The organism is Intrasporangium sp. (genome assembly GCF_030452765.1).
Taxonomy (GTDB): domain Bacteria; phylum Actinomycetota; class Actinomycetes; order Actinomycetales; family Dermatophilaceae; genus Intrasporangium_A.
Genome location: NZ_JAKDLO010000005.1, coordinates 1 through 22530 on the forward strand (window position 1 = coordinate 1; position 22530 = coordinate 22530).

Annotated in this window: 16 protein-coding genes and 1 pseudogene; 11 read left to right on the forward strand and 6 right to left on the reverse strand. The window is 70.4% G+C overall.

Annotation, left to right across the window (positions count from 1 at the left end; genetic code table 11):
- Positions 1-214 precede the first annotated feature (214 nt).
- Positions 215-1012, forward strand: coding sequence for an SDR family NAD(P)-dependent oxidoreductase (locus L0H79_RS01255; RefSeq protein WP_301482718.1), 798 nt, complete (start codon positions 215-217; stop codon positions 1010-1012).
- Positions 1013-1140: 128 nt separating this feature from the next.
- A complete protein-coding gene (locus L0H79_RS01260; protein ID WP_301482719.1) occupies positions 1141-1827 on the forward strand; it encodes a FadR/GntR family transcriptional regulator in 687 nt (228 codons plus the stop codon).
- Positions 1828-1943: 116 nt separating this feature from the next.
- On the opposite strand, the gene L0H79_RS01265 is transcribed toward L0H79_RS01260, so the two are convergent.
- Positions 1944-2684, reverse strand: coding sequence for an SDR family oxidoreductase (locus L0H79_RS01265; protein WP_301482720.1), 741 nt, complete (start codon positions 2682-2684; stop codon positions 1944-1946).
- A 237-nt stretch (positions 2685-2921) separates the two neighbouring features.
- Here L0H79_RS01265 and L0H79_RS01270 point away from each other — a divergent pair, with 237 nt between their 5' ends.
- On the forward strand, positions 2922-3212 hold the full coding sequence (locus tag L0H79_RS01270) for a dihydrofolate reductase family protein (RefSeq protein WP_301482721.1): 291 nt from the start codon (positions 2922-2924) through the stop codon (positions 3210-3212).
- Positions 3213-3301: 89 nt separating this feature from the next.
- Here the strand turns inward: L0H79_RS01270 and L0H79_RS01275 are convergent, their stop codons facing one another.
- From L0H79_RS01275 to L0H79_RS01285, 3 genes are all read right to left on the reverse strand, one after another.
- Positions 3302-4822 (reverse strand): class I adenylate-forming enzyme family protein, encoded by a 1521-nt coding sequence (locus tag L0H79_RS01275; RefSeq protein WP_301482722.1) that lies wholly within the window; start codon positions 4820-4822, stop codon positions 3302-3304.
- Between the two features lie 358 nt (positions 4823-5180).
- Positions 5181-6617: an aldehyde dehydrogenase family protein gene (locus L0H79_RS01280; RefSeq protein ID WP_301482723.1), complete on the reverse strand. Its 1437-nt coding sequence runs from the start codon at positions 6615-6617 to the stop codon at positions 5181-5183.
- 79 nt (positions 6618-6696) lie between these two features.
- Complete coding sequence (locus tag L0H79_RS01285; protein WP_301482724.1) at positions 6697-8478, reverse strand: tetratricopeptide repeat protein; 1782 nt, start codon at positions 8476-8478, stop codon at positions 6697-6699.
- 151 nt (positions 8479-8629) lie between these two features.
- On the opposite strand from L0H79_RS01285, the gene L0H79_RS01290 reads away from it, so the two are divergent.
- From L0H79_RS01290 to L0H79_RS01300, 3 genes are read left to right on the forward strand one after another with little or no spacing between them, the layout of a single operon-like run.
- Positions 8630-9838 (forward strand): acetyl-CoA C-acetyltransferase, encoded by a 1209-nt coding sequence (locus L0H79_RS01290; protein ID WP_301482725.1) that lies wholly within the window; start codon positions 8630-8632, stop codon positions 9836-9838.
- A 32-nt stretch (positions 9839-9870) separates the two neighbouring features.
- Positions 9871-12042, forward strand: a complete 2172-nt coding sequence (locus tag L0H79_RS01295) for a 3-hydroxyacyl-CoA dehydrogenase NAD-binding domain-containing protein (protein ID WP_301482726.1) — start codon at positions 9871-9873, stop codon at positions 12040-12042.
- Between the two features lie 41 nt (positions 12043-12083).
- The gene (locus L0H79_RS01300; RefSeq protein WP_301482727.1) at positions 12084-13346 is read left to right on the forward strand and encodes a CynX/NimT family MFS transporter; all 1263 of its coding nucleotides are present in this window, start codon (positions 12084-12086) and stop codon (positions 13344-13346) included.
- A 111-nt stretch (positions 13347-13457) separates the two neighbouring features.
- On the opposite strand, the gene L0H79_RS01305 is transcribed toward L0H79_RS01300, so the two are convergent.
- Positions 13458-14531 (reverse strand): S9 family peptidase, encoded by a 1074-nt coding sequence (locus L0H79_RS01305; RefSeq protein ID WP_301482728.1) that lies wholly within the window; start codon positions 14529-14531, stop codon positions 13458-13460.
- Between the two features lie 101 nt (positions 14532-14632).
- On the opposite strand from L0H79_RS01305, the gene L0H79_RS01310 reads away from it, so the two are divergent.
- From L0H79_RS01310 to L0H79_RS01320, 3 genes and pseudogenes are all read left to right on the forward strand, one after another.
- Positions 14633-15376: an SDR family NAD(P)-dependent oxidoreductase gene (locus tag L0H79_RS01310; protein WP_301482729.1), complete on the forward strand. Its 744-nt coding sequence runs from the start codon at positions 14633-14635 to the stop codon at positions 15374-15376.
- Positions 15377-15637: 261 nt separating this feature from the next.
- Complete coding sequence (locus tag L0H79_RS01315) at positions 15638-16450, forward strand: bacterial transcriptional activator domain-containing protein (protein WP_301482730.1); 813 nt, start codon at positions 15638-15640, stop codon at positions 16448-16450.
- Positions 16451-16713: 263 nt separating this feature from the next.
- Positions 16714-16911: pseudogene (locus tag L0H79_RS01320) on the forward strand (hypothetical protein); the annotation flags it as partial.
- Between the two features lie 86 nt (positions 16912-16997).
- Here the strand turns inward: L0H79_RS01320 and L0H79_RS01325 are convergent.
- Positions 16998-18080, reverse strand: coding sequence for a DUF4157 domain-containing protein (locus L0H79_RS01325; protein WP_301482731.1), 1083 nt, complete (start codon positions 18078-18080; stop codon positions 16998-17000).
- Positions 18081-18233: 153 nt separating this feature from the next.
- Here L0H79_RS01325 and L0H79_RS01330 point away from each other — a divergent pair, with 153 nt between their 5' ends.
- Together L0H79_RS01330 and L0H79_RS01335 are read left to right on the forward strand one after the other, a co-directional pair.
- The gene (locus L0H79_RS01330) at positions 18234-20924 is read left to right on the forward strand and encodes a glycosyltransferase (protein ID WP_301482732.1); all 2691 of its coding nucleotides are present in this window, start codon (positions 18234-18236) and stop codon (positions 20922-20924) included.
- 10 nt (positions 20925-20934) lie between these two features.
- Positions 20935-22524: a phage tail sheath C-terminal domain-containing protein gene (locus L0H79_RS01335; protein WP_301482733.1), complete on the forward strand. Its 1590-nt coding sequence runs from the start codon at positions 20935-20937 to the stop codon at positions 22522-22524.
- Positions 22525-22530: the final 6 nt, after the last annotated feature.

Below are 22530 nucleotides of genomic sequence, written 5' to 3' on the forward strand. Positions count from 1 at the left end.
ACACCCGCTGTGAGAACCGTCGCACCGGCAGCGGCGACCATTCTGATCAGGGTTTGGCGCTTCATGGATCAGCCTCCTTGCAGTGCGCGTGGCGCACGTGGTCGTTGGGCTCCGTCGCCGTTAGGTTATAAGTATTACGGATCGGATCAGATCACCAAGCGATAACGATCCGTCCCGCGCGACGCCTCGTCACCACCCACTCTCTGGAGGGGCCATGCAGATCGATCTGCACGACCAAGTAGCCATCGTCACCGGTGCCGGACGAGGGATCGGCATGGAGATCTGCCTCGCGCTGGCACGCGAAGGGGTGATCACGGTGGCGTTGGACGTCACCGAGCAGGCCCTTGCCACCGTCGACGAGCAGATGCGTGCGATCGAGCCACGCTGTCGGTCGTATGCGTGCGACGTCCGCAACGCCGAGCGGATCACGGAGGTGATCACCGAAGTGGACGAGATGCTGGGGCGCATCGACCTGCTGGTGAACAACGCCGGCGTGGTCGATGACGGTCCGATCGACACCGTCGACGAGACCAGATGGGACCTGGTGCAGGACGTCAACGTCAAGGGAACGTTCCTGATGTGCCGGGCGGTGATCCCCGTGATGAAGCGACAACGCTCCGGGCGGATCATCAATGCCGCCTCGTTCGCGGCGATCGTCCCGCGCGTGGGTGGGGTCACGTACGCCACGTCAAAGGCAGCGGTCACACACTTGACCCGGGGTCTGGCCGGCGAGCTGGGCCCGTGGAACATCACCGTCAATGCCTACGCGCCGGGGATGATACCCACGAGCATGAATCGCTTCACCGAGCGGCCCGCGTCCGAGCAGGCCGCACTACTGGACACGCTGACCCTGCACCGCTGGGGCGACGCAGCCGACGTCGCGAACCTCATCTGCTTCCTGGCCTCCGATCGGGCCGGATACATCACCGGCACCTTGATCGACATCAGCGGGGGGAAGCTGGCCACTCAGCTGCCGCACGAGGCCTACGAGATGCCGGGTGCACCGGGATGACCGGGCCGGCAGGGGTGCCGGAGAGTCCAACGAACGAGCCGGCGGCGGGACCAGCCGGGCCCGCACGCTTTGGCGGCGGAAAGCCCGCGCGCGCTGGGACCAGCAGCGGTGCGGATCTGCACTCTCGCGTGGTCGAGGACATCGGCCAGCAGATCATCAACGGCGACCTCGCCGTCGGGGTGACCATCTTCGCCGAGCAAGTGTGCAATCGGCTCAATATCTCGCGCACCGTCGTACGGGAAGGGCTTCGCACTCTCGGCTCGCTCGGCCTGATCCAGTCACGGCCACAGCGCGGGACACGCGTCCTGCCGCGCGAGAACTGGGATCTGCTGAGCCCGTATGTGATTCGCTGGCGCGGCCATGGACCCGACCATCTGACACAGATGCGAGAGCTGCTCGAGTTTCGTCTGGGTATCGAACGCGCCGCCGCCTACTTCGCGGCCACGCGTATGACCGACGACGAGGCACAGGCAATGGCGAGGGCGGCCGCGCAGATGCGCACGTCCTTCCAGGTCCGCGACACGTTCAACTTCTTCCGCGCCGATGCAGAGCTGCACCGCCTGCTGCTCGAGGGGTCAGGCAACCCAGCGTTGGCGCAGTTCGCGGAGACGGTCGCGGCACTGCTGCGCCTGCGCGGCGCCGGGAGCCCCTACGTCTACGCACCCGCTGGCGTCGCGCGTGCCTCCCTCGAGCGACACGTCGCTCTGGCCGAAGCGCTGGGCCGCCGCGACCGGGCGGCTGCGGCAGACTTGGCGGAGGAGATCATCGTGGAGACGCTGCGCGAGGTCAGTTCGGCCAGCGACTTCCGCCGCTGAACCGCGCCGAACCTCGGTTCAGATGCGAGCCGCTGGGGATCCTTGGAGCCAAGGGGCATTCACGTGGCCTCACCCCTGCCGGGCCTCGACGAGGCCGCCGCTACCGTCCCGGCGGATCACCTCCCGTAGGAGGGGCTCTCGATCGGCGAGATCACCAACTCGTTGACGCAGGCGTGGCGCGGCAGCCCGAACACGAACGCGACCGCGCGGGCGACGTCATCGGGGGTCAACATCCGCTCCCGCTGGGCCTGGTCCGGGACGACCGGACGGTTGTCGATCAGGGGCGTGTCGATGTCCCCCGGACACAGCAGACAGGCGCTGATGCCGTGCGGGCCTTCCTGGTCGTTCAGCGACTCGGTGAGCGCCTTCAGCGCCGTCTTGCTGGCCGAATACGCGACGCCCGCCCCACGGCCGTACGTCCAGCCCGCCCAGGAGGAGATCACCACCACACGGCCCGCCCCGCGTGAGCGCATCCCGGGCAGCACCAGTGAGATGGCACGTGCGACGGCGTTCAAGTTGGTGTCCACGATCGCGTCGAACTCACCCATCTTCAGGTCCGCCCAGGACCGGTCGCGCACGTTGAGCCCGGCCGAGAAGAGAAGTTCGCCAACATCACCTCGCTCGGCCGAGATGCGCATGGCTGCCGCGTCCACCGCGGCCCCGTCGGTGGCGTCCAGTGCGAGCACGGTCGCGTCGCCACCCTGGCCGGTGACCTCGTCGGCCAACTGGCCCAGCAGGCTCTCGCGCCGTCCGCTGAGCACGAGGTGACGATCCGGCCCCGCCAGAGCGAGCGCCGACGCGCGACCCACTCCTGAGGTCGCGCCGACGATCCAGGCTACCGTGGCCGGCGCGGTCATGCGTCCGCTCGTGGGTCGGCGACCGCGACGGGCGCGGACCCGTGAGGGGCGGTGTCGTGGGTCTTGCGGACGATGGGCGGCGTCTGATCGTTGGGGAACAGCAGGAGTCGCATCCGTGCAGTCTACGAACACCGCCGCTGAGTTGGCGTCCAGCGGCATACCCCATGTCGTATGCCGTTGAGCCGGCAGGGCAGCGACCGCTACGGATGCGGGAGGGCTTGATCAGGTGATGACGACGTGCACGGTGGGACACTGGTCGAGGAGTACGTCGAGAGCACTGGCGCGGTCCTGGGAGGAAGGACCGCCGACGGCAAGAACCTCGAGGTCTTCTCGCCCTCGATCGGCAGGCAGCTGCTCGAGCTCGGGCTCATCGACGAGATCGACCTGCACGTGGCCCCGGTGCTGCTGGGAGCCGGGATCCGACTCTTCGACGTCCCTGGCGGGGCCGACGTCCGGCTGGACCTCGTCAACGGCGGGGACCCGAGTCGAGCCGTCAACCTTCGGTACCGACCCCACGCGGCCACGTGACAAACGCAGGTATGCCGCTCACCCGGTGAGCGGCATACCCTCGAGCTCGCTGGAGCGACTGCTCGACCGGATCGACCAGCAGTGCGCCGCTACAGCAGCTGCTCCCGCACCGTGCGCTTGAGGATCTTCCCCGAGGGATTGCGCGGGATCGCGCCGACCACGAGCAGCTCGTGCGGAAGCTTGTAGTGGGCGATGCGCTGGCCGCAGAACTCACGCAGCTCGTCGGCGGTGAGCGAGGCCCCGTCGGCGAGCGTGACCACGGCCACGATGCTCTCGCCGTAGTCCTCGTTCGGGCGAGCCACCACAGCGCAGTCGACCACGGCGGGGTGGGCCGCGATCGCACCCTCCACCTCCACCGAGTAGACGTTGCGACCGCCGGTGATGATCATGTCCTTGAGCCGGTCGACCACGGTCATGTTGCCGTTCTCGTCGAGCAGCGTCAGGTCGCCGGTGTGCAGCCAGCCGTCGATGATCGTCTCGGCCGTCTGCTCGGGCTTGTTCCAGTACTCCTTCATCACGGTGACGCCCCGCAGGATCATCTCGCCCACCTCGCCGGGTGCGACGTCGGTCCCGTCGGGGTGCACCACGCGGCACTCGAGGTTGATCAGCGGTTCGCTCCCGCTGGTCTGCGGGTACGCGACGACCTGCGCATGCGGAGCCAGGATGCCGCCGGGCCCTGCCTCGGTCTGCCCACACAGCTGCATGAACTCCACCCCTGGGAAGGTGGCCACGAGCTTCTCGACCGCCGAGGCAGGCATGGGGGCGGCCCCGAACATCCCCGTCCGCCAGGCGGAGACATCCCGCTCCTGCACCCCGGGGACGCGCATGAGGAACTGGTACATCGTGGGCACGCCGAACATCATCGTGATCCGCTCGTGCTCGAGTGCGTCGAGGACCGCCACCGGGTCGAAACCGGGGAGTATGACGTGAGTGGCGCCGACGAACACGCCTGGCAGGAGCATCAGGTTCAGCTCCGCCGAGTGGTACAGCGGGGCGACGTGCAGCAGGCGGTCGCCGCTGCGGAGCCCGACGCCTCCCATGAATGCCGCTGTCTCCCACATCATCTGGTGCTGGTCGAAGAGCGCGCCCTTCGGCCGGCCGGTGGTGCCGGAGGTGTAGAGGATCTCGGCATTGTCCGACTCGGCCACCTCCACGTCCACCGGCTCGTGCGGACGCTCGGCGGCGCGCGCGAACAGGTCTGGGAACTCGGTGTCCTCGCCCGTGCAGTAGACGCGCAGCCCCTCCGAGGTCTCGGCGGCCAAGGCGTCTCGCACCGCACCACCGACCGCCGGCGCGAACACCAGCACCGACGCCCCGGAGTCGCGCAGCAGGTACTCGACCTCCGGCCCGGCCGACGCCGGGTTGACGGGGACGACCACTGCGCCCACCCGTTGTGCGGCGTAGAAGGCGATCACGAACCTGTCCGTGTTGGTGGACATCAGCGCCAGCCGTCGGCCCTTCTCCAGCCCGTCTTCCACCAACACGGCGGCGACCTTGTCCACCTCGGCGTCGAGCTGGGCGTAGGTGAGGCGGATGTCCCCGAACACCAGGGCTTCCCGTGACGGCACCCGGGCGGCGGTGGCGCGCAGGGCTCCGGCGATGGTGGGCATGGTTGGTCTCCATTGAGCGAGCCGACGTGGTACAGCGCACAGTACAGTCGCAGATCGCTTCCGCACAGCCCAGGCCGGAAAGAACGAGGCATGTCACTGAACAACCGTCTCAACGCCTCGGCGCAGCCGCCGTCACTCACGCTGAGCGCGGTGTCGAGTCCGGCGCGGAGGGCGGGTCATGCGGTGCTCGACGGCGTGCTGCAGGTCAGCCCAGCACCGTAGGCGTCCCTTGCTCCCGCGCGCGCGCACAGCTACGCGAGAAGCGAGCCGGGCGGCATACCGTCATGGCGTATGCCGCTGCGCCAGGCCCGCGCGAACCCGCGGTTGCACGCGACCGTCCTGACGAGGCCGCCGTCGTTCAGACCTGGATCGACTTGGTCTCGGTGAACTCGTCCATCGCCGCGAGGCCCATCTCCCGGCCGATGCCGGAATGCTTGTAGCCACCGAAGGGCGCCCGCGGGTTGTGGGCCGCCCCGTTGACGTCGACCTGACCGGTGCGCACCCGCCGCGCGAACGCGATGGCGCGGTCCTGGTCGGCGGACCACACCGCACCGTGCAGACCGTACGCGCTGTTGTTGGCGATCGCGAGCGCATCGGCCTCGTCGGTGAAGGGGATGATGGACAGCACCGGCCCGAAGATCTCCTCCTGCGCGATGACCGAGTCGGGGTCGACGTTCGCGAAGACCGTGGCGCGGACGAAGTGACCTCCCGCCGCCGGCGCCGACCCGTCGGGCCTGGTCGGATCCTCGAGTCCGCCGGTGACCAGCGTTGCGCCCGAGTCGATTCCGGCCTGGATGTAGTCGAGAACCCGCTTCTTCTGACCCGCTGACACCAGCGGGCCCAGCCTCGTCGCCGGGTCGAGCGGATCACCGGCGAGGTACGTCTCCGCGGCGGCCTTGGCGAGCGCAACCGCCTCGTCGTGCCGCTCGGCCGGCACGAGCATCCGGGTCCACGCCGTGCAGGTCTGGCCGCCGTTGAGGAACGCGTTGGCCACGCCGACCTTGACCGCGACCGCGAGGTCGGCATCGTCGAGGATGACGTTGGCCGACTTCCCCCCGAGCTCGAGGGTCACCCGTTTGACGGACGCCGCCGCGAGGGCGGCCACGCGGGTGCCGGTGGGGACCGAGCCGGTGAACGAGACGACGTCGACCTCGGGGTGCGTCACGAGTGCCTCGCCGACCTGCGGTCCGTAGCCGGTGACGAGGTTGACCGCGCCGGCCGGCAGCCCGGCCTCGTCGATGACGTCCATGAGGATGAACGCGGTGAGCGGCGCGACCTCGCTCGGTTTGAGCACGACGGTGCACCCGGCGGCGAGCGCGGGCGCGATCTTGCAGGTGATCTGGTGCAGCGGGTAGTTCCACGGCGTGATCGCGGCGACGACCCCGGCCGGCTCGCGGGCGATGATCGTATTGCCGACTCGCTCCTCGCGCTCCGGCTCGGCGAGCGCGTCGATGTAGACCCCGAGATCGGTGATCGGCAGGGACGCCTGGATCTTCGTCGCGATGCGCAGCGGCGTGCCGACATCCGTCGCGATGACCCGGCCGATCTCCTCCTGCCGTGCCGCGAGGGCGTCCCGGACCCGGACGAGGTAGTCGCGACGCTCGGCGCGGGACAGCCCGGCCCACGTCGGGAACGCAGCCCGAGCCGCCGCGACGGCGCGGTCGACGTCGGCGGCGCCACCTTCGGGGATCGTGGCGATCGGTTCGCCGGTGGCCGGGTTCTCGACCGTGATCCGACCCGTCTCCACCGGATCGACCCAGGCACCCCCGATGTAGAGCTGCGAACGGGACTCCATCGATCCTCCTTGGTCGCTACCTGGCCCTCAGGATGTCACCTTCGGCTCGAGCGGGCCGCGTCCGAGGACTGCTCCTGCTTCACTCATCGCTACCGCAATGGCACGTCGCCTCGGAAGACGCGCAGCACTCCGGGTCCGTCGAGGTGCCGCTGGCCGGGCGTCGCCCGGTCGCTGGCGCCCCGGCTCGCTCGATCCGGCACAGGCACGACGCGGTGACGGGCCGGTCGGCGTGCGCGCCGGCGATGCGCAGCTGCTGCTCGACCACGCCGGCGAGCTCGTGCTTCTCGAGCCGGACGAGGCACTCGTGGTAGCCGTGCAGGCTCCAGACGTTGCCCGGGTGCTGGCAGGCGCGCGGCAGGGTCGGGTCGAGCCCGAGGTCTGCCCGGTAGACCGCCTCCGCCTCGGCGACGTGGCCCTGCTCGAGCAGCAGCGCACCGAGGGCGTGCCGGGTCGGCTGCATCCAGCCCCACGGTTCGTCGTACGGTAGCCCGTCGTCGAGCCCGACCGATCGACGCAGGTGCGCGTAGGCGATCTCGTGGTTTCCCTTGCGGTACTCCAGCTCGCCGTCGAGCATCGCGTCGGCGACCGCGAGGATGTCGCGGCACGTGTTGTTGAACAGGATGCGTGACTCCGGCACGCGCTCGACTGCCGCCTGGAAGAGCCGCCGCTCCTGCTCTGCCTCGGCGACACGTCCGGTGGCCGAGTAGGCGACCCCCTTGCCGTAGTGGAGCATCGCCGTCGTGGTGCAGTAGAGGTCCCGATCACGCGGCAGGGGTAGCGCGATCAGCTCCTCCCACCGCCCGAAGCGGACCAGCACGTGGACGCGCATCGGGACGAAGCCCTCGAGCCAGTCGGCCATGGGGGGCAGCTCGACGTGCAGCAGCTCTTCCGGGATCGCCCGCTCGAGCTCGGCCACGGTCTGCAGCGCCGTCTCCTCCTGGCCGAGGAACAACGCGCCGTAGATCTTGAAGTGCAGGTTGTGGGCCCGGTACAGCGCGTAGAAGTTGAGCGCGCCGCGGTGACCGACGAAGCGGGCATCGACCGCGATGGCGACGCTGTTCGAGTCGACCACCCGTCGGTAGTCGCCGCAGAGGACATCGATGTGGGTCGGCATGTGCTGCAGGTGCCCGGCATCGGGGACCAGGCCCCGCAGCAGGTCGGCGACCGGGAGGGCTGCCTCGGGGGTGCCGGACATCTCCATGAGGTGCAGGTACATGTGCAGCAGACCGGGGTGCCGCGACCCACCGGGGGCCGCGAGAGCCTTGTCGAGCACGGCCTTGGCCTCCAGCGTTCGCGCCCCTTCGGCGGGTCGGCCCGTGCGTTGGTCCCACAGCTGCCAGGCCGCGAGGTTCATCAGCGCCTCACCGTAGAGGCAGGCCACGTCCAGCTCGTCGGGGTGGGCCGCGTACGCCCGACCCATGGCGGCGGCATACTCGACCTCCCACGCGCCACAGTCCTCGATCGGACGCCCGTCGGGATACCGGGTCACGAGCGCCTCGATGAGGGCGCGCTCGACCGGCGCGGCTCCGGGCGCGCACCTGAGCGCTTCGCCCGCCGCGGTCCTGGCCCGAGCCAGCACGGCGAGCGCTTCCTCGGGGGCGAAGAACTCCCACGGCTTGTTGTAGTTGGGCCCGAGGGCAAAGGCGATCCCCCAGTACGCCAAGGCACAGTCGGGGTCGAGCTCGACCGCCTGCTGGAAGCACTCCACCGCCTCCTCGTGGTTGAAGCCGAAGGCCCAGACCAGTCCGCGGTTCACCCAGACGCGCGCCTCCTCGCTGCTGCTCGTCACGCTGCGCGCGTAGTCGCCCAGGTCATACGGGTAGCCGGCCTGCTCAGCGGTCGTGGCGTCGACCAAACTCATGACTACCCCCAGGTAGTGACCGGACCTCCCTGCCAAGGGTACCGTCCTGCCGGGCGCGAACTAGGCTCGAAGGACACGGGCGCCCGGGCCCTACGATCGCTGGTCGCCGGCCCGCCGAGCCAATGACCACTTCAAGGGAAAGAAGAGACCTGTGACCGAGGCATTCGTCTACGACCACGTCCGTACCCCTCGAGGCCGCGGGAAGAAGGGGTCGCTGCACGGCACCAAGCCGATCGACCTCACCGTGGGTCTCATCGACGAGCTGCGCACCCGCAACCCCAACCTCGACGTCGACCGGGTCGATGACGTCGTCATGGGGATCGTCTCGCCGGTCGGCGACCAGGGGTCCGTGCTGCCGCGCATTGCCGCGCTGGCCGCCGGGCTGCCCGACCACGTGGCCGGGGTGCAGCTCGACCGGTTCTGCGCGAGCGGGCTCGAGTCGGTCAACACCGCTGCGCAGAAGGTGCGCTCCGGTTGGGACAGCCTGCTGCTGGCTGGTGGGGTCGAGTCGATGTCGCGCGTGCCGATCGGCTCCGACGGCGGCGCGTGGGCGATGGACCCGGCGACGAACTACGACACGTACTTCGTGCCGCAGGGTGTGTCCGCGGACCTCATCGCGACCATGGAGGGCTTCAGCCGCACCGACGTCGACGCGTACGCGGTGCGCTCCCAGGAGCTGGCGGCCAAGGCGTGGTCCGACGGCCGGTTCGCGCACTCGGTGATCCCGGTGCGGGACGTCAACGGGCTCGTCGTGCTCGACCATGACGAGCACATGCGCCCCGGCTCCACGATCGAGTCGCTGGCCGCCCTGAAGCCCTCGTTCGCGGCGGTCGGTGAGGCCGGCGGCTTCGACGCCGTCGCGCTGCAGAAGTACCACCACGTCGAGAAGATCAACCACGTCCACACCGCGGCCAACAGCTCTGGCATCGTGGACGGCGCGTGCCTCGTGGTGGTCGGCTCGGGTGAGATCGGCAAGGAGCTGGGCCTGACGCCCCGGGCGCGGATCGTCGCGACGGCCACGAGCGGGGCCGACCCGACGATCATGCTGACCGGGCCGACGCCCGCGACGCGCAAGCTGCTCAAGACCGCCGGGCTCACCGTCGACGACATCGACCTGTTCGAGATCAACGAGGCGTTCGCCGCGGTCGTGCTGAAGTACCAGAAGGACCTCGACATCCCGGACGAGAAGCTCAACGTCAACGGCGGCGCGATCGCAATGGGCCACCCGCTCGGCGCGACCGGCGCGATGATCCTCGGCACCACCCTCGACGAGCTCGAGCGCCGGGAGGCGCGCCGGGCCGTCGTCACCCTGTGCATCGGCGGCGGCATGGGCGTGGCCACGCTCATCGAGCGCGTCTGAACCCCAACGGAACCGAAGGAAGCCATACCACCATGCCCAGCAGCAATACCATCCAGTGGGAGCAGGACACCGACGGGGTCGTCGTGCTCACCCTCGACGACCCGAACCAGTCGGCCAACACGATGAACTCCGACTACGTCGCCTCGATGCGGGCGGCGGTCGACCGGCTCGTCGCCGAGCGGGACTCCGTCACCGGCGTCGTCATCACGTCGGCGAAGAAGACGTTCTTCGCCGGAGGCGACCTCAACGACATGTATGCCGCCGGGCCTGGTGACGCCCAGCAGCTCTACGACACGATCACCGAGATCAAGGCGCAGCTGCGCACCCTCGAGACGCTCGGCCGCCCGGTCGTGGCCGCAGTCAACGGAGCGGCCCTGGGCGGGGGACTGGAGATCGCGCTCGCGTGCCACCACAGGGTGATCGCCGACGTGCCCGGCGCCCAGGTCGGCCTGCCCGAGGTGACCCTCGGCCTGCTGCCCGGCGGCGGGGGCGTCGTGCGGGTCACGCGGATGCTCGGCGTCCTCGACGCGGTGACCAAGGTGCTCAGCCAGGGGCAGCGGTACCGGCCGGCACAGGCCGAGGAGCTCGGGCTCGTCGATCAGGTCGTCGCCTCGATAGACGAGCTGCTCCCCGCCGCCAAGGCGTGGATCGCGGCCCACCCCGACGCGGCGGCGCCGTGGGACGTCAAGGGCTTCAAGATCCCGGGGGGCACCCCGAGCAACCCGGCCTTCGCGGCCAACCTGCCTGCCTTCCCGGCAAACCTGCGCAAGCAGCTCAAGGGCGCCAACTACCCTGCCCCCCGGGCGATCCTGGCCGCATCCGTCGAGAGCACCCAGGTCGACGTCGACACCGCCCTGGACATCGAGTCGCGCTACCTCGTCTCGCTCATCACCGGTCAGGTCAGCAAGAACATGACCAAGGCGTTCTTCTTCGACCTGAACACGATCAAGGGCGGCGGCTCCCGCCCCGAGGGCTTCCCGAAGCACCGCGCGAGCAAGGTCGCCGTGCTCGGCGCCGGCATGATGGGCGCCGGGATCGCCTACGTGTGCGCCAAGGCCGGCATCGAGGTGCTCCTCAAGGACGTCAGCCTCGAGGCCGCCGAACGCGGCAAGGCCTACTCCGCCGGACTGCTCGAGAAGGCCGTCGCCCGCGGCAAGTCGACCCAGGAGCAGGCGCAGGCACTGCTGGCCCGCATCACCCCGACCAGCGAGGCGGACGACCTGGCCGGAGCCGACCTCGTCATCGAGGCGGTCTTCGAGTCGGTCGAACTCAAGCACCAGGTGTTCCAGGAGATCGAGGGCGTCGTCGCGCCGGATGCGGTGCTCGGCTCGAACACCTCGACGCTGCCGATCACCTCGCTCGCCGAGGGGGTGCAGCGGCGCCAGGACTTCATCGGGCTGCACTTCTTCTCCCCCGTCGACAAGATGCCGCTGCTCGAGATCATCGCCGGCGAGCAGACCAGCGACGCGACGCTTGCCAAGGCGTTCGACATCGCGCTGCAGATCGGCAAGACCCCGATCGTCGTCAACGACACTCGTGGCTTCTTCACCAGCCGGGTCATCGGCACCTTCCTCAACGAGGCGATCGCCATGGTCGGTGAGGGCGTCGCCGCCGCGAGCATCGAGCAGGCCGGGCTGCAGGCCGGCTACCCCGCCGCGCCGCTGCAGCTGGCCGACGAGCTCAACCTGTCGCTGATGAGCAAGATCGACAAGGAGACCAGGGCCGGGCTGCAGGCCGACCCGACCGGGCGACGCTACGAGCACCACCCGGCCAACGACATCGTCGACGAGATGCTTGCGCAGGGCCGCAAGGACAAGCTCGGCGGAGCCGGCTTCTACGACTACGAGGACGGCAAGCGCATCGGTCTCTGGAGCGGCCTGGCCGAGAAGTACGGCACCGCAACGGAGCTGCCGTTCGAGGACATGAAGGAACGGATGCTCTTCGCCGAGGCCCTCGAGACGGTCAAGTGCTTCGACGAAGGGGTGCTGCGCAGCGTCGCGGACGCCAACATCGGCTCGATCCTGGGCATCGGGTTCCCCGGCTGGACCGGAGGCGTGGCCCAGTACGTCGACGGATACCCGGGCGGCGTCGCCGGCTTCGTCGCGCGAGCCCGCGAGCTCGCCGCACGCTACGGGGACCGGTTCCTGCCGCCGGCCTCACTGGTCGCGCGCGCCGAGCGCGAAGGCACCGAACCTGCTGCCTGACCCGCCAGGCGGCGGGGGACGCACCGAGTGGAGGTGACCCGGTGAAGGGCCAACCGCACCCGTCCCCACCGCTGGGCCTCGTGGTGCTGGGGATCGTCATGATCGCCCTACCACTGCGTGGGCCGATCGTCGCGATCACCCCGGTGCTCGACCAGGTCGCCGCCGACCTGGGCCTCGGTGCCGGAGCGGCCGGACTGCTGGGCACGCTGCCGGTGCTGGCGTTCGCGGTGGCATCTCCACTGGCGGCGTTCACGATCAGCCGGATCGGGCCCGAAGTGGCGACCCTGCTGACCTTCGTCGGCATCTTCGTCAGCCAGCTGGTCCGGGCGATCCCCACAACGGCGACGATGTTCGCCGGGACGGTCGCCCTCGGACTCACGATCACCCTCGGCAACATCGTCGTCCCGGTGGTCATCCAGCGAGACGTCCCCAAGGGCCGTGTCGGTGCGGTGACCGGGATCTACGCCGCCACGATGAACGTCGGTTCGCTGCTGACCGCATTGGCGACGGCGCCGCTCGCCGAGGCACTCGGATGGCCGATGGCGCTGGCCGTCTGGTCGGTGCTGACCGCCGTCTGCCTGGCCGTCTGGGCGGTGCCGACACGTCTTCGGGCCGGGTCCGGCCCGCCGTGGCGAGCGCCACGACGCCGGGCGCCGGAGCGTTCGGTGGACGGACCGGGCGAGACAGCGGACTCAGTTCCGCCCGCCGCATCGAGGCGCGCCACCCGCATCCGGGCCACGTGGCTGCTCTCGGCAGCGTTCTCGGCGCAGGCGTTCACCTACTACGCGTACACGACGTGGCTGCCGAGCTATCTCAGCGACACCGCCGGGCTGGCCGCGACCGGGGCCGGTGCGCTCGCGTCGAGCTTCCAGGCCTGGGGCGTCGTGGGCGGCCTGCTCGTGCCCGTGCTCTTCCGGTGGATCGGCCTGCGCGGCACCACCGCTGCCGTCGGCGCCCTGTGGCTGACCATGTCGATCGGGCTCGTCCTGGCGCCCGGCCTGATCGCACTCTGGCTCGGTCTCGGCGGCATCGGCCAGGCCGGCGGGTTCATCGTGGTGTTCAGCGCCGTCGCCCTGGCCGCCCGCGACTCAGCCGAGACTGCCGGCATGTCGGCCGTCATCCAGACCCTGGGGTACGTCGTGGCGGCGAGCGCCGGTCCGGCGATCGGGGCGCTGCGCGAGGCGACAGGAGGGTGGGGGGTCCCGATGGCCGCACTCGTGGCGACCACCGCGCTCTTCACCGCGACAGCGCTCGCTGCCGCGTTCCACGTGGGCGCAGACGTGCGTCGCCGCGCGGCCGCCTGACCCGGGAAGCGCGCGTGCGCTGGAAGGCAGCTCAACGGCATACCAATGATGGTGTATGCCGCTGTGCTGGGTCTGCGCCCGCGTCCGCGCTGGGGGTGGGGTCGGGTCGGCTCAGCCGAGATGCCGGCTCAGGAAGGCCTCGGTGCGGCGGATCGACAGTGGCCACTGGGTCGTGAAGGTGTGTCGCTGGCCCTTGTAGACCTCGTAGGTCACCTGCTTGCCGGCCGCCTTGAGCGCCTCGACGGTCTGCTCGGACCATGCGATGGGGCACTCCTCGTCGGCGGTGCCGTGGTGGATGAGGACCGGAGCGGTGACCCTGTCGAAGTAGGTGCGCGGGCTCGTCGCCGCCCAGGCCGTCGGGTTCGCCTCCGGGGTGCCGAGCCGCTTGACGATGTCGCGGACCGCTCCCGCGTTGGACGAGTCGCGGCGGATCCACTTGTCGAAGTTGTCGACCGTATCGGAGCTGACCGGGCTGTAGGCGACCGCGGCCGTGAACAGGTCCGGCCGTGCGACGATCGCGCCGTAGACCACCCCGCCACCCATCGACCGGCCGATGATGCCGAGACGGTCCGGGTCGACCGAGTCGAGCTCGCGCAGAGCCAGACCCGCGTTGACGGCGTCCTTGACGTAGCCGGTCCGCAACTCGGTGGCGAGGTCGGGGTCGTCGCTCGACTGGGCGTGGTTGCGGTAGTCGATGTGCAGCGTGACGTAGCCGCGGCGCGCGAGGTAGTCCCGCTCGCGGAGCATCGTCGCGCCGTTGGTGTACTGCTCGATCGGGACGTACCCGTGCGCGAGGACCACGGCCGGGAAGGGGCCCTTGCCCCGCGGGATGTTGATGCGGCCCGAGATCCTCAGGCCGTCGCCCTGGTAGGTGACGTAGTACTGGCGGTAGGCGCTCGTGCTGCCGCCCTCGCGGCCGAGTCGGAGGTTGCGCCCGTCGTAGTCGGCGTCGATGAGCGCCTGGATGCTCGCCGGGTCGGGTCGTCGCGGCGTCGTCGGGGATGCCGTCACCGTGGGATGCGGCCTCGTCGTGACCGTTGTGGTCGCGCCGATGCCGGGTCGGGGTGACGTCGGGGTCGTCGTCTGCGTCGAGGCTGCCGGGGTCGGCTCATCGACCGTGCTCGTGCAGGCACCGAGGCCGAGCACGGCTGCCACCGCACCCGCCGCCACTGCCCTCGTCTGCACCCTCAGAGTGTCACCGGCTTCCGTGTCGGATGCCAAGGCCGGGGCCCTGGCCGCCATCAGCTCCCATCGGTACGATCCGGCCACGGACAGAAGGAGTGGCCATGGACCTGCACGACAAGGTCGTCATCGTGACGGGCGGCGCCTCGGGCATCGGCGGCGCCGTCTCGCGGGTGCTCATCCGGCGCGGAGCCAAGGTCGTGGCCGTCGACATCGACGAGGCGGCGGGGGCCGTGCTCGAGCGGGAGGTCGGCGACGCGGTCACCTTCCTCGCCGGCGACGTCAGCGAGGACGCAGTGGCACGGCGGGCCGTCGAGACGGCCGTCGCCACGTACGGGTCACTGACCAGCCTCGTCAACAACGCGCACGCCTCGCGGCAGGGCCGCTTCGTCGACCTGACCGAGCAGGACTGGGCCCTGTCGTTCGACACCGGCTTCACGGCGACCCGCCAGTTCATGCGCGCCGCCTACCCTGAGCTGCGCAAGCAGGGTGGGTCCGTGGTCAACTTCGGCTCCGGCGCCGGCCTCGAGGGCCAACCGACCCAAGCCGCATACGCCGCGGCCAAGGAGGCGATCCGGGGGCTCAGCCGGGTCGCCGCCACCGAGTGGGCGCCGGAGCAGATCCGGGTCAACGTCGTGTGCCCCATCGCCCTGACGCCAGGGGTCATCGGATGGCGGGAGGCCTACCCGCAGATGTTCGCCGACGTCGTCGCCAAGATCCCGCTCGGGCGGTTCGGCGACCCCGAGGGCGACGTCGCGCCCATCGTCGCCTTCCTCGTCAGCGACGACTCCGTCTACATGACGGGCCAGACGCTCATGGCCGACGGTGGCACCACGAAGCTGCGCTGACCCAGTCACGCGGGCCGATGATCCACGGCTACCTGCCGGCCGACCTGACCCGTTACGCTCAATGCACCAAATTGACACTGTGCTCCGGGACAATTCTCGGCAAATCAGGCCCCCCACCCGGTGCATCCCTGACATCCTGACTCTGTTGGAGGCAGCCACCACGGTCCTGCAGGGCGTGGGACCTCCGTGCGCGACCTTGAAGGCCGACGCACGACCCCGGCGCCCTGGTGGGGCCAGGAGGGGTCAACCATGGACACTGCCATGCGCACGGAGCCGACCGGTCCGACCACCGTGTCGCTCGTCCGCGACTTCGAGATCCGAAGTGGTGGCGCCGTGCTCGACCTACCGCCGATCGCCCAGCGCGTGATCTGCTTCCTCGCGATCCACTCGCGACCGGTCAGGCGACCCTTCGTCAGCGGCAGCCTGTGGCCCGACACCGACGAGCGCCGCGCCAGCGCGAGCCTGCGCAGCGCACTCTGGCGGGTCCCCTCCCCCGGCGGGCAGCCGATCGTGTGCACGTCGAGCACCCACGTCTGGCTCGACGAGTCCGTGGCCGTCGACGTCCACGGACTCATCGACGCGAGCGCCACGATGTTCCAGCCGGGTCGTGAACCTCCCACGTGGACCGAGGTGGCCCGCATCCTCCTGGCCTACGGGCACGACCTGCTGACCGGCTGGTACGACGAGTGGGCCCTGGCCGAGCGGGAGCGGTTCCGTCAGGTCCGCCTGCATGTCCTCGACCGGATAGGCGAACGGCTCTTCACCGACGGCCGGTGCGACGAAGCGCTCGAGGTGGCGCTCACCGTCGTCGCGGCCGAGCCGCTGCGCGAGAGCACGCAACGACTGCTCGTCCGCATCCACCTGCACGAGGGGAACGTCGCCGAGGCCTTCCGGATCTACTGCGCCTACGCCGAACGCCTCGACAAAGAGGTGGGCGCGGCGCCGTCACCGGTCATGACCGGGCTGCTCCTGCCGTACTGCCACCCGTCGCGACTCGAGCACCACGCGGGAAGCGCCACGGGCAGCCACGGGCTGTCGCCGGCAGACAGCGTCGTGCGCCAACAGCCACGGTGACGCCCGGGTGACACCGGGCGTCTAGCCTTCCACCCGACACGCCGATGAACCTCAGCCCTGAGCCAATTCGCTACAGGCCCTAGCCCACGAGGAGCGGAGGCCTCGCCCCCACATCGCATCACAGCCCGAGCCGCCGACCATGCCGGGGCCCTGAGGATGGCCCTGCCCGACGATGTCGCTGCAGCGGATCCTCTACGGCGGCTCCTCGATCTCGGAGGGGGTGCTGCGGCGGGTGCAGGAGCGGCTGCGCTGAGGTCGAGGGCGCCCTGTCCAAGCACCCCGGTGTGGCGGCATCAGCCGTCATCGGCCTGCACGACGAGAAGTTCGGCGAGCGGGTCCACGCCGTCGTCGTCCGCGCGCCCGGGGCGGAGGTGACCGAGGCCGAGCTCATCGCATCAGGGGCCTCATCGCCGGGTACAAGGCCCCACGCAGCATCGAGTGCCGGGACGCTGTGCCGATGAACGGTGCCGGCAAGATCCTCAAGCGCGAGTACGGGGCGAGCACGCAGGGCTCAGGGCGGCAGCCACCTGAGCCGAAGAGGGCCCTGTCAGGGCTTCTTGGGATATGAGACGGTCACGGTGGTGTGATCGATGACGCTGTGGTAGTTCAGGCGCTTCACCGTGGCGATGCTGTTCCAGTCGACGTGGACGCAACCGTGTGAGCTGAAGTCGATCGGCCCGGCGTGCAGCGCCTCGCCCCTGTTGTAGAAGACCGCGAAACTCATGTTGCTCGGCCGGAACCCGCCGGACTGCTTCGTGTACCGCTTGCCCGGGCCCTCTCGCTCGGCCGGGTCGTAGTCGACCCCGGCGGTGCCGGAGAAGGTGCCGCTGTTGTAGCCGTCCCCCTCGATGCGATGCACGGTGAAGGTGCCCGCGTCGCTGAGGCCCAGTGATCGCGACCCGCCGGCGACCGGGAAGGTGAAGTCGGCCTGCTTGACCGGATTGGCGAAGTACGACGCGGTCGCGTTCCCCTTCCAGTACTTCGTACCGTCCGCGTCGGTGTCCGACTTCGTGAAGCCGACCTTGACCGTGGCGATCCACGGTTTCGTGTTCTTGTCGGCCCGAAAGGTGAAGGAGTCTTCCTTGAGCGTCGCGTCGTCGGCGACGCCGAAGTTGAAGGCCGACGCCGGCCGATAGGCCCGGATCGCTGGCCGGCCCGGTCCCTGCACCACGTGGGCCAGCTCATGGGCCAGCATCCTGCGCACCCGACCGCTCGCGAGGTCCGTGCCGCCGACTCCGAGCACCACGTGGTTCCCGACGCTGAAGGCCGCTGCGCCCAGCAGCCCTGCCGACTGCCGCGCCCGTGGCCCGGCATGGACCCGCACTCGCGAGAAGTCGTGCCCGAATCGCCGGCTCATGTCACCACGGATCGCCCGCGGGAGCGGCGCGCTGCGCTCGGCGATCACCGCCCCGGCCCAGCTCGGCAGGTCCGCCAGACCGCCGTCACGCTCATGCCTGCCACGCGTTCGATCATGCAGTGGACGACCGCGGCCGGAGCCGCTGAGTGCTCGATCCGCCAGTGCCTCCGCTTCGTGCTCGACCGGGTGGCGGGGGCCGGTCAGCACCGATCGTGCCATCGTCGGGTCGGGTGAGCCGGTCGCGCGCGACCTGGGAACTGACGTCCGCTCCATGTACCCATTGTGCTCTCGACCGAGTGGGGACGGTGACTCAGCGGTGACGCGGCCGTGACGGCCGCACGATGACATGGAGTTGCCACGGAGCCGATCCGGGGCCGGCCTCACGGTCGGCCGGTGGCCCCGGCTGACCATGGCAGGAGGTCAGGAATGTCTCAGCGAGGCGATGCCGCACCGTTGGTGACATGTGTCCTGCCGACCGGCGATCGGGCCCTGTTCGCCGCGAAGGCGTTCGAGTACTTCGCCCGCCAGACCTATGCCCGGCGCGAGCTCGTCGTCGTGGACACCGGACAGGTCCGGCTGGATCTCGCGCTGCCGCGCGGCGCCCGGGTCGTCGTCGCGGAGGCGGGCACGCCGCTCGGCCAGGCCCGCAACCTCGGAGCCGCGCAGGCGAAGGGCTCGTTCATCGCGCACTGGGACGACGACGACTGGTACGCCCCGGATCGGTTGGCCCGGCAGGTCGCCATCCTGCAGGACCAGCCTGCGCAGGTCTGCGGTGCGGGGTCGCTGCTGACGTACCGGGTGCTGGACGGGGACGCCTGGCGTTACCGGCCGCTGCCGGGGGACGCGACCTTCGTCGCAGGCAGCACCCTGATGTATCGCAGCGCGTTCTGGCGAGAGTTCCCGCTACCGCCCCTCGACGTCGGGGAGGACGCCGCCTGGCTGGCCGGTCTGCCTGCAGGGGCCGTGGCGCCCATGAGCGACGACGGCTGGTTCGTCGCCGTAGTGCACGGGGCCAACACTGCAGCGAGGAACCTCGCCGACGAGCGGTGGTCGCCGGTCGGCATCGAGGAGGTGTCCGCACGCCTGGGCGCAGACCGCGCCTTCTACGCCACGCTGCGGCGTGGGGGCACGCCTCCGGCGCCCGTGCACCGCCGGGAAAGCGCCATCACCGTCGTCGGTGACCTGCTCGTCTACGACGGGCTAGGGAGCATGACCGAGTATGCCGCCCTGACGCTCGACCGGGCCGGCGCCGACGTCCGGCTGCGCCCCTTGTCGCTCGATCGCCGCAGTCTCGCCCGACGAACCCTCGAGCTGCTCGACAGACCGCCGGCCGAGGGGCCGGTGCTCTACTGGACCTGGCCCCGCGAGGAGCTGAGCACCCTCGATCACGACGAGCTGTTCGTGCGGCTCGCCTGGGAGTCGAGCCGGGTGCCCGCGAGCTGGCCCGAGGCCCTGGCCGGCTGCCGTGCGCTGGTCGTCCCGTCGGTCAGTGTCGCCGACGCGTGCATCGCCTCCGGCATCGACATTCCCGTCGTCGTGGTGCCAGACGGCGTCGACCCCCAGGTGCACCATGGCATCTCACGTCCTGAACGCACCGGCCTGACCACCCTCGTCGTCGCGACGGTCATCCCCCGCAAGCACCTCGCCGAGGTGATCGCCTCATGGCACCTGGCCTTCGACGGCGATCCCGCAGCGCGGCTCGTCGTCAAGGCACGCTTCCAGGCCGGAGGGATCGAGGTCGACGACGATCGGATCACTGTCGTCGACACCGACGAGCCGACACGCGGCATCGCCCACTGGTACGCGCAGTCAGACGTCCTGCTCGCGCTGGGCAACGAAGGTTTCGGGCTCCCCGTCGTGGAGGCGATGGCAACGGGGCTGCCGGTGGTCGTCCTCGACAGCGAGGGCCAGCACGACGTTTGCCGCGACGCCGCGGGGCTCGTGCTGCCCGTCGTCGGCCACCCGGCCCCCTTCAACGACCCGCGCTACGGGCGCTGCGGCACCGCCTGCGTACCGGACGTCGCGGACGCGGCGCGGCAGCTTCGATGGGTCGATCGCCACCGCGACGAGGCACGCGCGCTCGGGTTGGCAGCCTCGACGTGGGCGCTTCGTCACCGCAACGTCTGGGAGCTGGGGTCGGCCGTCCTGGGGGCCATGGAGGAGCACGCGCGTCCTTCGCGCCCGCTACGTCGCCGCCGCACGTTGTGGGTGAGCAGCTGGGGGAGTCGGTGCGGGGTCAGCGAGTACGCCGGCCACCTCGTCGGCGGACTTGATCGCGCCGGCCGCAACCTGCCGCCGGTCACGGTCACCCGGCAGGCACCGGACCGGCGTGGGCTGCGCCTGCTCCACGTGCAGCACGAAGACGCCCTGTTCGACGACGCCACCCTGACGGCATACCTCGACGGGATCGCGGAGCCGGTCGTCGTCACCGAGCACTCGGTCGGACAGGAGCCACGCCCATGGGAGGAGCGCGCCGACCTGCTCATCGCCCTCACCGAGGAAGGTGCCCGGCGCCTCCGGGCGCGCCTCGACGAGGGCAAGGTGGCGCACCTGCCGCACGGATGCCCGACGTGGTTCCCGGAACGGAAGCGGCGGCGGGGCAGGGTGATCGGCTCGTTCGGCCTGCTCGCTCCGTACAAGGGGTTCACCGCCCTGGCGACTGCGGTGGGAAGCCTGCCGGGGGCCGAGCTCGTCCTCTACAGCCACCCGCGGTCGAGTGAGGACGCCGCCCGCTTCGAGCGGACGGTGGCCGGGCTCCCCGTTCGATGGCACCAGGAGTGGCTCCCGGCGCGCGACGCCGCAACTGCGCTCGCGGCCGAGTGCGACGCCTTGGCCCTGTGGTACGAGGCCGCGCCGGTCGCCGCGGCGAGCGGTGCGGCGCGCGTCGCGCTCGCGACCGGCGTACCCGTCCTCACGTCCCCCACGGCATGGTTCGCCGACCTTCGCCATGTCACCCACCAGCCCGATGACCTCGTCGAGGGAATCGGACGGATGCTGGAGGACACCAGCCTGCGCGACCGGCTCAGCCTCGCAGCCCGCGAGTACTGCCACGCGCACTCCTGGCGGCGCATCGCCGCCGAACAAGCGACCCTGTGGCAATCCGTCGAATCCGCTTAGGAGAGAGCACATGCCATCGACGTTCACCTACCCGGGCATCTATGTCGAGGAGATCCCGAGCGGCGTACATCCCATCGTCGGCGCGAGCACGTCGGACACGGCCTTCGTCGACTACTTCCCGCGAGGTCCGGTCGGCGTGGCGACCCGGGTCACCAGCCTCGAGGAGGTCACGGCCACGTTCGGCGGCCTCGACGCCACGAGCGAGGCCAGCTACGGCATCCAGGCCTTCTTCCTCAACGGGGGGCAGGTGGCGTGGGTCGTGCGCGTGGTGCCGGCGGCCAACCCGCCGAGCGCGACCTCGACCCTGACCGGAGGGTCGCCTCCCCAGAACACGCTGGCCGTGAGCGCCTCCAGCCCCGGATCCTGGGGAAAGCGCGTCCAGGTGGCCGCGACCCAGACGGTGCCGGCGGTCGCGGGACGGTTCAACCTGTTCGTCCGCGAGGTGGTCGTGGAGGAAGGCGGACCACGGGTCGTCTCGTCCGAGGTGCATCGCAACCTGAGCATGTCGACCACCAGCCCGTTCTACGCACCGTCGGTCGTCAACTCGTCCTCCGCGCTGATCTCCCTTGACGACCTCGACCTCGGGCAGCCGCCGACCGCAGTGGCGCCCGGCGCCAACGGCGACCCGCCCGACGCTGCCTGGAGTCCGCTCTCGACGGTCTCGGACACGCAGGTCTACGACACGGCCGGCGCGGCCGTCCCGGCGTTCGCCGGAGCGCTGTCCGCCGCTCTGCCGGCGCTCGAGCGGATCGAGCCGTTCCGCGCCAGCATCCTCTGCGTCCCGGCCACCCCCCGGCTCACCCTCGCGGACGCCAAGACCGTCATCGACGCCGCGGCCGCGTTTGCGGGTCGACGGCGAGCCGTGCTGCTGGTGGACCCGCCCCGCAGCACCCAGGTGGCCAGCGCCGCGGCGATGCAGGGCTGGGTCGGCGGCAGCACAGGGCCGGCCGGCACGCCCAACGCGGCCGTGTACTTCCCGGGGATCCAGGTCTCCGACCCGCTCGACGGCAACCGACCGCGTGAGATCGGCCCGTCGGGGGCCGTCGCCGGCATCTACGCTCGCACCGACGTATCGCGCGGGGTGTGGAAGGCACCGGCGGGCATCGACGCCGGGCTGCGCGGTGCGGTGCTCGCGCGCACGGTCAACGAGTCCGACAGCGCCCGCCTCAACCCGCTCGGCGTCAACGTGCTGCGCACCCTGCCCGTCATCGGCAACGTGGTCTGGGGAGCCCGCACGTTGTTCGGTGCCGACCAACGGGCGAGCGAGTGGAAGTACGTATCGGTGCGCCGCACGGCCTTCCACATCGAGAGCAGCCTCGCCGACGGTCTCGGCTGGGTCGTGTTCGAGCCGAACGACGAGCCGTTGTGGGCCCAGATCCGCCTCAACGTCGGCTCGTTCATGCAGGACCTGTTCCGGCAGGGGGCCTTCCAGGGCAGCACGCCTCGCGAGGCCTACCTCGTCAAGTGCGACCGCACGACGACGACGCAGAGCGACATCGACAGGGGCGTGGTCAACATCCTCGTCGGTTTCGCCCCCCTGAAGCCGGCGGAGTTCGTCGTCATCCGTATCCAGCAGCTCGCCGGCCAGGCGCAGGCGTGAGGGAGA